We start from the raw sequence: 12,316 nt of genomic DNA, 5'->3' as shown, positions 1-12,316 counted from the left end.
GCGGCTACTAGAGACTCGACTGCAGGATCGGGGTCTGGCCAGACTGCGGTCTAGGTGACTGGCTGGGTGGCTCTCTGTGCGGCTGCCCACCGGGTGTTGGTGTGGCTCTTCCATGGTCTGCGACCGGCTGGTCACCGTGGTCTGGTGTGGCTCGAGAAGGGACTGCTCTGCTCGTAGTAGCGCTGCCCACCCGACCGTCCTCAGGCCCCGTTTCGGGGCGCGGTCCGTTTCGGGAGGTGGGTGTTGAGCAGCAAGCAGCAGGTGGTTATCGGGGTCGATCCGCACAAGTTGTCGGCCACGATCGAGGTCGTCAATACGGTCGGGGTCAAGCTCGGCGAGGGTCGGTTCGCCACCGACAAGGCGGGGTTCGCCGCGATGTGGGGTTACGTCAATCGTCTCGAGTCCGACCGGGCGCGGCGGGTGTGGGCGGTCGAGGGCGCGAATGGGGCGGGCCGGTCGGTGGCGCAGCGGCTGCTTGCTGCTGGCGAGCGGGTGGTCGATGTGCCGGCCAAGCTGGCGGCTCGGGTCCGGTTGTTCGACACCGGTCACAACCGCAAGACCGACGCCCTGGACGCTCATTCGATCGCGATGGTCGCGGTCAGCTCTGAGCACCGCGACGGGCTGCGGGAACTATGCGAGGACGGTGAGCTCGAGGCGATCCGAATGTTATGCGACCGCCGCGACGAGCTGTCGCGTCAACGGGTCCAGACGGTCAACCGGATCCACCGGCTGCTGGCCGAGCTGGTGCCGGGAACGAAGAAGAAGGACCTCTCCGCCCAGCAGGCCAAGGCGATCCTGGCGACCGTGCGTCCGCGCGACATCGCCAGCAAGACCCGCCGGCGGATGGTCGTCGAGCTGATCGATGACCTGGTTCGCCTCGACCGGCGGCTCAAGGCCATGAAAGCCGACCAAGCCGCCGCAGTGCGCGAACGCGGCTCGAGCCTGCTCGACCTGTACGGCATCGGCCCGGCAGGTGCAGCCCGGATCCTGGCCGACGTCGGCGACGTGAGGCGGTTCGCTGACAGGAACCGGTTCGCGTCGTGGACTGGCACCGCACCACTCGACGCCTCCTCCGGTGAGCAGATCCGCCACCGACTCTCACGGGCCGGGAACCGGCGGATGAACCACGTCATCTACCTCGCTGCGGTCGTGCAGATCCGCAACGACACCCCCGGCCGGGACTACTACCGACGCAAGCTCGCCGCCGGCAAGACCCCACTCGAAGCACTGCGATGCCTCAAGCGCCGCATCAGCGACGCCATCTACCGCCAACTGCTCGCCGACGCCCGACGCGACGCCGAGCCGGCTGCTGCCACGGACCATGTCGATGACCAAGCTGGGTCCAAAGAGGCCGACGGGCCAGCGGATGGCGCGGGCCCGGGAGGGCACTGCGGGGCGACTCAAGAATCCAGCGCGACCGACCTGACCCCGCACATCGGCACTTCGGATAAGCCACTCCACGGACCCGCAGAACCGACGCTACAACCGCCTGCTGCGCAACCGGAAGAGCTCAGGAACCAGGCCCTACAACGCGTCCCTTGACACAGAAGGGAGCCATGGTCGGGCGGAGTCCGCTACAGCCGGGACAGCGTTGTGAGTGTGGACGAAGTTGCGAGAACGACCGAGCACCCATCCGGCGAGAAGCCCCAGGCACGGGCTTCATCGCACTCGCCAAGGAGCAGCACGCGGTCGTCAGGCCCATTCAGGGAGAACCCGTCATCAGTGGGGCGCACAGACCATCCGTCGCTCGTGGTGTGCGTGAGTGGTTCGCCGCCAGCGAGCCCAGTCACCCTCACGTCCCGCCCCGCCAGGGGGCCGACGCCCTCGACAAGCAAGGTGCGTTGGTCGAACCAGTCGAACGTCTCGTCCGAGTCACGCGCCAGTCTCTGACCGGTCCTCGGGTCGTAGACGCCACGTCCTTGGTGGCTCACGACCAGTAGCAAACCGGAATCCACATCGAAGCCTGCTTCGGTCAGCCCACCCACCGCATGGTGCTGAGGCTCGCCCCACGCAGTGGTCATGCTCAGACCGTACCTACGCCGTTCCGTTCAACCGCCCGACTCCCGGCAGGATCGCGCACTCATCGCGGCAGATGAGCGGAGGTCTCGAGTCGCCTCGGCGCCGGCAGGGCATGCTCACTGCATGAGTGCGTCTGGCGTGGTCCGTACGTGGCATGACGACGAGGGCTGGGGGGTCATCGACTCACCGCTAACCCCTGGTGGCTGCTGGACGCACTTCTCTTCGGTTCTAGTTGACGGTCTCGCCACCTTGATGGCGGGACAGAAAGTCACCTTCGAGTTCGAGCATGCCGAGCAGGACGGATTCCGGTATCGAACTGTGGAGGCGTGGCCCGAGGGTCAAGCCCGGACGCCTCGGTCAGGTACCGCAACTAGGACCGCCTACGAGTCAACGCTCACGCTGATCTTCGACGAACCTGGCATGAGCGACGAGAGTTGACGCCTCCCGGCGGCATGGTCTGGCGGAGCCCGCAGTGCGCCATGCTCGGGCGGAGTCAGCCTCGAGCGTCAGCGAGGCGTCGGAGTGCGGCGGGTCCGACTCCGCGGATTCCAGCGAGTTGGTGCAGGGCTGCCGGGAGCTCGCTCAGTGACAGGTAGCCGGCGTCGACGAGTGCCCTTGCGGGAGGTCGTCCGATCTGACGCTGTCGACGTGGTCGGCGCGCTCGAGGTGACGCCTACGCAGTCGGTTCTGTCAGGGAGTGGTCTTCGTGGTGCGTCGAGCCGGTTGTGCCGAGGGAGGGCTCAGGCCAGGCGGCGGTAGCTCATCAGGACGCATCCGCTCGCTGAACGGCTGACGTCGGTGAGCTCGAGGCGTCGCAGGGCGGTGGCGTCGGTCAAGAGACGCCGCCCGGAGCCGGCGAGGGTGGGGACCACGACGAGCTCGAGACGGGTGACGAGGTCAGCTGCGAGGAGGGCTCGGGCGAGCTCGATGCTGCCGTGGACGCCGATGTCGCCGCCCACGCTCTCGGAGAGCCTGTGGACATAGGGGATCAGCGGTTCCCTCACCACCACGGTCTCGGACCAAGGTGCTGCGAGCGGTGTGGAGGTGAACACGTGCTTTGGCCGGTGGTTGATGAAGTCCGCGAAGGGCTGGACGTCTGATCCCGGCCAGTAGTCGGCCCAGTAGTCGTAGGTTCCGCGTCCGAGGACGACGTCGGTCTGAGGCGCGATGACCCGGGCCAGGTTGCTGAAGATGTCGTCGTCGGCCTCGAACATCCAGTTGCCTGGTTCTTCTGCGACCCCGTCCAAGGACAGCAGGGTGTAGAGCACGACATCTCGCACAGCGCTTCTCCGATCGTGGTGGACGAGCCTCTGACTGCTCTCGCGGCGAGTTCTCATCGGAACAACCGTGACCAGCTGACCGTGCGCCCGACCTTCGGCAGGTGAGGGTCTATCGGCGGGCTGGGCCGGGCTCGTGGAGCGCGGCCTAGTAGCCCACGGTCACATGGACGTCACCATCGACGACCAGGACGCCGATCTGCACCGAGTGCGGGTCGTACCACCGCCAGCCTTGGCGTCCGCTCTCGGTGGGGCCGAGCTCGTTGGCCAGGTCACGGGGCGTCTGACCAACCTCTGGCCGGACGACCAGCTGACGCCAGCACCCACCCGAGCCGCACTCCTTCGTCTCGCTGACGACGCGCGCCCCGGCGGGTACCTCGGGGATGCGCCACCGAGGTGGCAGCGAGCCCTCGGCAGCAAACGCGAACAGGAAGGCGGCATGCATGAGGTACAGCAACACGTAGGTGCTGAGCACGACCGCCACGACTGTTCCCGACAGCCTCAGCCGGCGGGCACCGCCTGGGGTGTGAACACCAGTGGGAACCTGAGCGCACCGGTGTTGCCCGAGACCGGCAGCCACTGCCCCGGTCCGTCGGGTCGCAGGTCGGGCAGGCGGGCGGCGAGCAGCGGCAGGGCCACCGCCATGTCGGTGCGGGCGACGAAGTGCCCGAGGCAGTGGTGGATGCCGGCGCCGAAGCCGAGGTGCGGCGGCCGCTGCTGGGTGATGTCGAACCCCGGGTCGGGTGCGGACCGCGGGTCGGTGCCGGCCGCGTGCGAGAGCACCTGGACGATGCCGCCGCGCGGCACGTGGAGGCCGTGGAGGTCGACGTCCTCGAGGGCCTCGCGGGTGACCCAGGTGACGGTCGGGTTGACCCGCATGACCTCCTCCACGGCGCTGGCGCCGAGCTCGGGCCGCTCGCCCAGCAGTCGCCACTGGTCGGGGTGGCGCAGCAGGGTCTGCAGCGCGAGCCCGATCTGGTTGCGGGTCGTCTCCATGCCGGCGAAGGCGAGGAAGACCAGCGCGACGCTCAGCTCGCGGTCGTTGAGCTGGTCGGCGGCCACCAGGGTCGAGACGAGGTCGTCGCGCGGCGCGCGCCGGCGGTCGGCGACCACCTTGTCGAGGTAGCCGGACAGGCCGGTGATCGCCGCCTCGATGCGGGGCACCTGGTTGCCGACGTCGATCGAGAACGACGCCCCGAGGTCGTCGGCCCAGCGCGCGACCTGGTGCCAGTCGGCCTCGTCGAGGCCGAGGAGGACGCAGATGATGCGGGCGCTGTAGGGCTCGGCGAACTCGCTGATCAATTCGACCGACCCGCGCGGGGCGAAGGCGTCGACGAGCTCGTGGGCCAGGGCCGTGAACCGTGGTCGCAAGGCGGCGATCGTCCGGTTGCGGAACGCCGGGACCAGGAGCCGACGGATCCGGGCGTGGTCGTCGCCCTCGAGGCTGAGCAGGGTCTCGCCCCACCAGTCGGAGAACAGCCCGGAGTGGATGCCGTTCTGTGCCGGCCACCGCGCGTTGCCCTGGCGGAAGCGCCGGTCCCGCAGGACCGCCGACGCCTCGGCGTGGCGCAGGACCGCCCAGCCGTAGGTGGTCTCGACGTACCACTGCTCCTCCCGGGCCGCGTGCACCGCCGGCGACGTCACGTCGAACGCGGGGTCGGAGAGGTCCAAGCGGGTCACCGCAACGGCTCCATGACGACATCGTGCCGGTCGCTGGTCCGGTGTGCACGTCCTCTGGGCGACGCCGCTGCGAGCAGCAGGCCGGCAAGGAGTGCGCCGACCAACCCGCCCGTCGTGTTGTGCACGACGTCGTCGATCGTCGGCACCCGGCTCGTCACGACCCGGAGCTGGGCCCACTCGACCATCGAGGAGGCGATGAGGCACAGCGTCACCGCGGGCCAGACCCGACCGAGCGCGACCGTGAGCAGGAAGCCGAAGGGCACGAAGAGCGCGACGTTGGCCAGCACCTCGGTCTCGGTCCAGGTCAGGCGGCCGCCGGAGGCGCGCGTCGCGATCCGGTCGGCCAGGTCGAACGCCCAGCTGCCCTGCGAGGGAGCGGTCAGGGTGAGGTGCACGACGAGCAGCGAGTAGAGCGCGACCAGGACCAGCGCGACGGGGCGGTGCATGTCGTCGACGCTAGGAGCCTGGGCGGTACGGCCCATCGGTCCCGGGTGCCGCGGGTCGGTACCTGGGTGCCGCGTCTACCGGGCATCCACGGGGCGGCGCACGCGCGACATCGGCCACACCGTTGCAACGCCCGCAGCGCGGCACGGACGAGTGGGACTCGAGGCGCACGCGAGGAGATCGCTAGCGCCGCTTGCGGGTCGTAGCAGACAGGGCCACGCGCCCGCGCCCCGTGGGCGATCACCGGGACGGTCCCCGGGCGCCCCATGAGTCACACCGATGAGTCTGGTCGAGAGCCCGGGTCTCAGTGCCATGGACAGCTCAACTGTGAAGGCCGTGACTCGCCGGTGCTGATCGAGGTCGCGGAGGGGGTGCTGGTCCACCAGAGCGAGCTGCTGCGCAACAACACGGTCGTCGTCGAGGGTCGAGACGGTGTGCTGCTGGTCGACCCCGGCACCACGAATGCCGAGATGCGCTGTCTCGCGAGCGACCTGCGGGTCAGGGGAGCGCGTGTGGCGGCAGGCTTCGCCACGCACCCGGACTGGGACCACGTGCTCTGGCACGAGGCGCTCGGCGATGTGCCCCGCTACGGCACCTCACGCTGTGCTGCTGCCGCCCGCGACGTGCGGCTGCGTGACGACTGGGCGGCCCGCGCCGCTGATGCCCTGCCACCGCAGATCGCCGACGACGTGCCACTGGACTGGTACGGCCTCATCACCGGTGTGGCGCTCGACTGCACGGAGATCCCCTGGGACGGCCCGCGGGTATCGATCGTGGAGCACCCGGCGCACTCGCCGGGGCACGCCGCGCTGGTCGTCGAGGACAGTGAGGTGCTCGTCGCGGGAGACATGCTCTCGGACGTGTTCGTCCCCATGCTCGACGACTTCGATGAGTCGAACGATCCGGTCGAGGAGTACCTCATCGGCCTGCGCGTGGTGCAGGACGCCGCCCAGCGCGTCAGCGTCGTCGTGCCCGGCCACGGGTCCATCGGCCGCGGCGACCAGGTGCTCGCCCGGATCGAGCTGGACCGCGCCTACCTGCACGCCCTGCGTGACGGCCGGCTCCCGGACGACCCGCGGATCGGAGACAGTGCCGAGCCCGGCTGGGAATGGGTGAGCGACATCCACGAAGGCCAAGCACGTAGCGTTGCCGCTCGTCCGACGCGGTGACGTCTCGAGCCCGTGGACCAGCAGTTCGAGCCACGCTCGGAGCCCAACGGGCGGCATGGCAGACAGCGCACCGACGTGAGCCCACCGAGCGTTGACGTGAGCGTGGGCGCGTCTGGCCGGCAGCATCGACGAACGCGGCGGAGCGGGCAACGCATCACTCCCGGCGCGGTGAGGTTCGGTTGCCGAGGTCGACGACCAGCCGCGACGGCGAGCCGAGCGTCGAGATCCGGTACGGCAGGCGGCCGCCCTCGAGCCCGAGGAAGACCGGGGTGGCGCCCTCCCACGCCGCACCCACGAACACGTCGGCGACCTCACCCCCGACCGTGGCGGGCACCCGGCGGATGCGGTCCGACGGCCGGGTCGGCGTCCCGAACACCGCGATCTCCAACAGGGTGGCGCCGTCGAGGTCGACGACCCGACCGCTGCCGTCCAGCACGGCCTGCTCGACGTACGTCGCGGTCCACCCGGCCGTCCCTCGGCCTCCGAACGTGAGCACCACCCGGTCGCCGGCCGCGCGTTCCTCGACCCGGAGGTGTCGGGGCACCAGGTCGTAGGGGCCGGACGGGTTGGTCTTGCGCCGAGTGCCGTTGCGGTCGTTCCCCGTCTCGACCTGTGGTGTCGGCGTCGGATCGACCATGGACGTCGGAGCCGGCTCGGTGCCCTGGCTCGCGGCCTCGGAAGCCTCGCCGGTGTCGCCGGTGTCGCCGGTGTCGCCGGTGTCGCCGGTGTCACCGCACGCGTTGAGCACGGTGGCCGCGATCGCGGTGGTCAGGAAGGCGCGGGTCCTTATGTGGGTGCGACGCCCGAGCCGGGCCGTCGGTTGGCACGACGGTCCTCCCAGCGGACGAGAAGGCGGGCCCGCTGCCGCACCCGCCTCGGCCGCGGGGTCGAGGGGCTCGGCGTCGGGCCGTAGGGTCGGCGGGACGTCGACGACAGGGGCACGACATGGTGGCGAGCCGATCGGCGCGCGAGCGCAAGGCGGCCGCGGAGGCGGGACCGCTGGCGCAGGTGCGCATCGAGGTCGACGAGAAGCAGCAGTTCGTCTACAAGATCAGCTGCACCACCTGCACGGCGAAGGGCGACCGGGCGTGGTCGGCGTACCGACCGGGCGACGACAACGGCTTCCTGGCCGCGATGGACCGCTGGGTCTTCCACCTGCACGAGCAGCACCGCGGGGCCGAGGCGCCCTGCCTGGCCTACCTGCCCGACGCCCAGCAGCGGCTGCACGAGCGCCGCGAGCAGCGCGGCTGACGCGGCTCCGTAGCATCGGGCCGTGCCGCCCCGATCCCCCTTGCCGCTGCGGCACGGGCTGAGCGCGGCCTGGGTCTGCACGCCGCACCGCGACCCGGCGACACCGGCGCCCTGGTCGACCATGGGGGAGTGGCTGCACCACCACGTCGACGCCCGCGTCGACGTCGCGGGGTTCCTCGCCCGCGGCCGGTTCGTCTACGCCGACGGGCAGCCGGTCGGCGAGGGCGACCGCTACCGCGCGACGACGTTCGTCTGGTTCCACCGCGACCTGCGCGAGGAGCCCGCCGTGCCCGGCGACCTGGTCGTCGTGCACCGCGACGAGCGGGTCGTGGTGGTGGACAAGCCGGCGTTCCTGTCCACGGTGCCGAGGGGCAACCACGTGGTGCAGAGCCTGGTGGTGCGGTTGCGCGACGCGCTCGGGCTGCCCGACCTGACGCCCATGCACCGCCTCGACCGGGTGACGTCGGGCCTGGTCCTCTGCGTGGTCGAGCGGCCCTGGCGCGGCGCCTACCAGTCGATGTTCGCGGCCGGCACGGTACGCAAGACCTACCGCGCCCTGGCGCCGTGGCGGGCCGACCTCGAGCAGCCGGTCACCGTGCGCGACCACATCCGGGCCATCCCACGCACCGGACGCGCCGAGGTCGTGCCGGGCGCCCCGGTCAACGCCGAGACGCTGGTCGAGCTCGAGGAGCGCCGCGGCGACCTCGCGGTCTACCGGCTCACCCCACGCACCGGCCGCACCCACCAGCTGCGGCTCCACCTGCACGGCCTCGGCGCGCCGATCGTCGACGACCCGCTCTACCCCGTCGACCGGCAGGTCTCGATCGACGACTTCTCCGAGCCGTTGCAGCTGCTGGCGGCCGAGCTCGAGTACGACGACCCGGTCGACGGGACCGCGTACCACCACGTGAGCCGGCGGCGGTTGCCGTTGGGTGCGGAGGTGGTGTCTGGTTGATCTGCGAGTGGTGAGGGCGGGGTGGGTCTTTCCGCCCAGATAGACGCACGGTCACCTGGCCAGACGCCACGCGAAGAGATCCCGACTCAAATCGCTAACCGTGACTAGGCTTGATTGATCGACTGGGATGCCGCGGCTCGGGCCGGCGGCGAACCACTGGGCAAGACAACCGTCAACGACCTGGCCGGCCGGTCATTCGGATGGCGGAAGCTATCCGTCACTTGGGAGAGTGGGAACCATGGTCGAGTTCGACCCTGCAGCGTCCAAGAACGACCATGAGGCAACGCTTGAGGCGTACCTGCTCGAGCAGGATCCGATGTTCGGAGCCATCCTCGCTCCATTCCTCAGGTTCGACGTATTGGAGCAGATGTCCGACACGGACCGCAGGACGGTCCGGACGGCGGTCAGCGGAGAAGTCCGCAGGGCCTTGGACGAGGGACTGACACCGTGAGTCGATACTTCCTCACGCGCGTCAAGATTGAAGGCTTTAGGGGCATCAACAACGAGGACCAGCCGCTAGAACTCCGTTTCAAGCCAGATTCTGTCAACTCGGTCTTCGCGGCCAATGCCTCTGGGAAGAGCTCGATATTCGAGGCGCTGTGCTTCGCGATCAAGGGTCATGTCCCCAAGCTCCGACACTTGCGGGCCGGCGAAGAGCCAGACAGGTACGTCTCGAACCTCTTTCATTCGAAGAGGACGGCAGTCGTTGAAATCGAACTTAAGGACGAAGCCGGGGACCTGTCATCAATCCGCGTGACCCGGACACCCAGCGGTGCCAGGGTGGTCGACAGCCCTTCTGGGCTCGCCGATCCAGAGCATGTTCTCGGGAGCCTCAACGAGGACTTCACCCTCTTGGACTACGAGGAGTTCACCCGCTTCATCGACCGAACCCCGCTTGAGCGCGGCCGTTCATTTGCCTCCCTGCTTGGCCTCTCGGCGTACTCACAACTCCGCCAGGTACTAAGCACGCTTAGTCATACGGGGAACCTGAACTCAGACTTTGAGATACCACTACTAGAAACGCGGGCCTGGAATCACGAAAAGAACGCCGCCGAGGCGTTCGCTCGGTTTCGTGGCGCTTACACCGATCTGACTGGGAAAAGTCCAGGCGATACCTCAGACGTAGCGCGGTGGGGCGCGGACATTCGACAAGCCTTGGATCAACATCGAGCTTCTTCGTCCGATCATCGGCGAGAAGCGTCTTTCTGAGCTTGACTTCACTTCCCTCAGAGACGCAGTGAAAGTCGAAGAGGGTGGCGCGAAGCGCGACGAACTCGCGAAGCTCATCGAAGCAGGCGCTCGCCTGGACGCCCTCGCGCCCGAGTCTTTGGCGAGTGCGAAAACGCAAGCCGCAGAGCTGGCCGAAGCGTTGCGGCAACGCACTGAGTTGTTGATGACAACGCCAGGCAACCTCTACAAGTGTCTTCACGATGCGGCGCTCCGTCTCTACCGGTCGGATGAGTGGAACGAGCCCAACGTATGTGCGGTCTGTCAATCGGCGTTCACAAGGCCGCTACTCCCGACGATTCAATTGCAGGTCGCCAGATTTGAGGCCGTTCGGACCCAGGAGGATCTGGTTCGAAACCTGACCGCGCGCCTGACCTGGCTGCGCGCGCTCAAGCGGCTCGAGAGCATCGACGAACTCGCCGTTCCCGCTTCCGCGCCGGCATGGGGCCCGTTGACCGACGCGGTCCAACTGGGCAATGCAAGCCCCGAGTTGGTTGCAACAGCTCTACTTCATTACACGACCCTGCTGGAGCGGCTGGCCGCTCGCCGTGCAGAGGTATCGAGTCGTCGTGCTGATCTCGAACGAGAGCTGCCGCCATCCCTTGTAGCGGTCACAACTCAGATCGAGCACGCCTCTCAGGGTCGCGATGCGTTGACCGCGTATTGGCAGGCCACAAGCGACCTGACAGCGACGCGAGCTCGCATCGCGAAGTACGAGAGTTGGGCCAAGTACATCCGGCAAGTCACTGAGGACCTCTGCAAGGCCGAAGCCAATCTAACGGCGGCGCGGTTGGACGCGATGGGTGACCAGTACAGAGAGCTGTTCCACAAGATCATGGGCGTGGGGGACGTCATCCCTACGCTGTCTCGATCGGATCGAGGCGAGCAACTCGACGTGCGACTTCAGGACTTTCACGGAATGGCTGGTCTGTCGGCACGGGCCCTCCTTTCAGAGAGTTATCGGAATGCGTTGGCGATCTCCGTATTCCTCAGCGCCGCTGCCCAGCAGAAGACAGCCTCTCGGTTGGTGATCCTCGACGACGTGACGTCGAGCTTCGACGCCGGCCATCAGTGGCGGCTCATGGATGAGATCCGACTCCGCCTGCAGCACCGTCCAGGTGCTGACGGTCTGCAGTTCATCCTTCTCAGCCATGACGGGCTGCTCGAAAAGTACTTCGACAAACTCTCAGGCGGGACAGACTGGCACCATCAGCGCCTACAGGGCTGGCCTCCACTGGGCGCCGTCTGGACGGTCGGGCAGGATGCCAACCGAGTCCGACAAACCGCGGATGGTTTCCTTGCTGCTGGCCAAGTTAAGGAGGCGGAGCCACTCATCCGGCAGTACCTGGAGTTTTCGCTGGAGAGGGTCATCCGCAAGGTCAACATCCCTGTTCCCTTTGACTTCGCCATTCGGGATCACATGCGCATGGTTGGCAACTCGCTTGACGCAATCATGGCGGCGGTTAAGTTGCAGGAGCGTGCTGGTGGTCTGATCCTCGAAGCCAGCCAGGTCGCGGACTTGGAGACCAGGCACGTGCCCGCCCTAGTTGCGAACTGGGTCAGTCACTACTCAACGGCTGTGTCGGCGAGCCTAAGTCCACCAGTGCTCCAAGGTGTGCTGCAGGCGGCTGAGGATCTAACTGAGTGCTTCAAATACGACGACCACAGCAGCACGCCCGTGGCCCGCCGTTGGTATCGGTCGCTCACATCCCGGTAGGCGCATTGGCCCCAAAACCCTTCGTGGCCGCCGCCCACCGGCGTTTCTCGTTCGGGTTGCGACTTGAGTGAGGTGTTGTTTCCTCCGCCTTACGCCCGATCGGCGCGGCCAACGCTCCGGGTCGGCCCATATGGGATCTCCCCGTCGACGTGTCTGGGCGGCACTTCGGCGGCGGCGAGCAGCATCATCAACAACGGGTTCGGGCCCGGGGTCGAAATCCACACGACATCGTGGTCGTGCTTCGGGTACCAACTGCGTATGACCGAGCGGTACAACGAGTTCAGCCCAGCAGCGCGCGCCGCTGGGCTCTTGGCTGCGTCCGAGACACATGTCAGCGGTCAGCATGCGGTGTCGAAAGTGATTCTGAAGAACTTCGAGCGCCCCATCAGTGGTGTTCAACAGATTGGGATCCACAGCGTTCAATTCGGTCTGAGGCGCCCAATCGGTCGAGGTCGGGCGGGGATTGCGCGAGACCTTCTACGGGTCGGGTCTAGCTCGGCGGAGGCGCTATGGTCGCGAACCGAGAACCACCTGGGTCACGCAGTTGAGGACGTGCAGGTGCACCGTAGCCGCGCGA

General features: G+C 67.8%; 13 protein-coding genes. 7 read left to right on the top strand and 6 right to left on the bottom strand.

Annotated features, from left to right (window positions below; genetic code table 11):
- Nucleotides 1-243: 243 nt before the first annotated feature.
- Nucleotides 244-1,542: an IS110 family RNA-guided transposase gene (locus AC4MBH_RS14860; RefSeq protein ID WP_491794885.1), complete on the top strand. Its 1,299-nt coding sequence runs from the start codon at nucleotides 244-246 to the stop codon at nucleotides 1,540-1,542.
- A 32-nt stretch (nucleotides 1,543-1,574) separates the two neighbouring features.
- Here the strand turns inward: AC4MBH_RS14860 and AC4MBH_RS14855 are convergent, their stop codons facing one another.
- The 5 genes from AC4MBH_RS14855 to AC4MBH_RS14835 form a co-directional block, all read right to left on the bottom strand.
- Nucleotides 1,575-2,021 (bottom strand): hypothetical protein, encoded by a 447-nt coding sequence (locus AC4MBH_RS14855; protein ID WP_491795677.1) that lies wholly within the window; start codon nucleotides 2,019-2,021, stop codon nucleotides 1,575-1,577.
- A gap of 738 nt (nucleotides 2,022-2,759) precedes the next feature.
- Nucleotides 2,760-3,356 carry a dihydrofolate reductase family protein gene (locus AC4MBH_RS14850; protein WP_491795676.1) on the bottom strand — a complete coding sequence of 199 codons (597 nt, stop codon included), beginning with the start codon at nucleotides 3,354-3,356 and terminating at the stop codon, nucleotides 2,760-2,762.
- An 88-nt stretch (nucleotides 3,357-3,444) separates the two neighbouring features.
- Entirely contained in the window at nucleotides 3,445-3,780 is a 336-nt protein-coding gene (locus AC4MBH_RS14845; RefSeq protein ID WP_491795675.1) for a hypothetical protein, read from the bottom strand.
- A 17-nt stretch (nucleotides 3,781-3,797) separates the two neighbouring features.
- Nucleotides 3,798-4,976, bottom strand: coding sequence for a cytochrome P450 (locus AC4MBH_RS14840; RefSeq protein WP_491795674.1), 1,179 nt, complete (start codon nucleotides 4,974-4,976; stop codon nucleotides 3,798-3,800).
- On the bottom strand, nucleotides 4,973-5,422 hold the full coding sequence (locus AC4MBH_RS14835) for a VanZ family protein (RefSeq protein ID WP_491795673.1): 450 nt from the start codon (nucleotides 5,420-5,422) through the stop codon (nucleotides 4,973-4,975). Before AC4MBH_RS14835 ends, AC4MBH_RS14840 begins: the two co-directional genes overlap by 4 nt.
- A 345-nt stretch (nucleotides 5,423-5,767) precedes the next feature.
- Here AC4MBH_RS14835 and AC4MBH_RS14830 point away from each other — a divergent pair, with 345 nt between their 5' ends.
- Entirely contained in the window at nucleotides 5,768-6,589 is an 822-nt protein-coding gene (locus tag AC4MBH_RS14830) for an MBL fold metallo-hydrolase (RefSeq protein ID WP_491795672.1), read from the top strand.
- Between the two features lie 154 nt (nucleotides 6,590-6,743).
- On the opposite strand, the gene AC4MBH_RS14825 is transcribed toward AC4MBH_RS14830, so the two are convergent.
- On the bottom strand, nucleotides 6,744-7,337 hold the full coding sequence (locus AC4MBH_RS14825) for an AMIN-like domain-containing (lipo)protein (RefSeq protein WP_491795671.1): 594 nt from the start codon (nucleotides 7,335-7,337) through the stop codon (nucleotides 6,744-6,746).
- A gap of 197 nt (nucleotides 7,338-7,534) precedes the next feature.
- Here AC4MBH_RS14825 and AC4MBH_RS14820 point away from each other — a divergent pair, with 197 nt between their 5' ends.
- From AC4MBH_RS14820 to AC4MBH_RS14800, 5 genes are all read left to right on the top strand, one after another.
- Complete coding sequence (locus AC4MBH_RS14820) at nucleotides 7,535-7,840, top strand: hypothetical protein (protein ID WP_491795670.1); 306 nt, start codon at nucleotides 7,535-7,537, stop codon at nucleotides 7,838-7,840.
- A gap of 22 nt (nucleotides 7,841-7,862) precedes the next feature.
- Nucleotides 7,863-8,795, top strand: coding sequence for a pseudouridine synthase (locus tag AC4MBH_RS14815; RefSeq protein WP_491795669.1), 933 nt, complete (start codon nucleotides 7,863-7,865; stop codon nucleotides 8,793-8,795).
- Between the two features lie 238 nt (nucleotides 8,796-9,033).
- Nucleotides 9,034-9,246 (top strand): hypothetical protein, encoded by a 213-nt coding sequence (locus tag AC4MBH_RS14810; RefSeq protein ID WP_491795668.1) that lies wholly within the window; start codon nucleotides 9,034-9,036, stop codon nucleotides 9,244-9,246.
- Complete coding sequence (locus AC4MBH_RS14805; protein WP_491795667.1) at nucleotides 9,243-10,004, top strand: ATP-binding protein; 762 nt, start codon at nucleotides 9,243-9,245, stop codon at nucleotides 10,002-10,004. The genes AC4MBH_RS14810 and AC4MBH_RS14805 overlap by 4 nt, the downstream gene beginning before the upstream one ends.
- A gap of 28 nt (nucleotides 10,005-10,032) precedes the next feature.
- Nucleotides 10,033-11,739: a hypothetical protein gene (locus tag AC4MBH_RS14800; protein WP_491795666.1), complete on the top strand. Its 1,707-nt coding sequence runs from the start codon at nucleotides 10,033-10,035 to the stop codon at nucleotides 11,737-11,739.
- The last annotated feature ends 577 nt before the right edge of the window (nucleotides 11,740-12,316 follow it).

It is taken from the genome of Nocardioides sp. WJ219, from assembly GCF_058559815.1.
The sequence above is the reverse complement of the archived record's forward strand: the minus strand, read 5'-3'. Positions and strand labels throughout refer to the sequence as shown.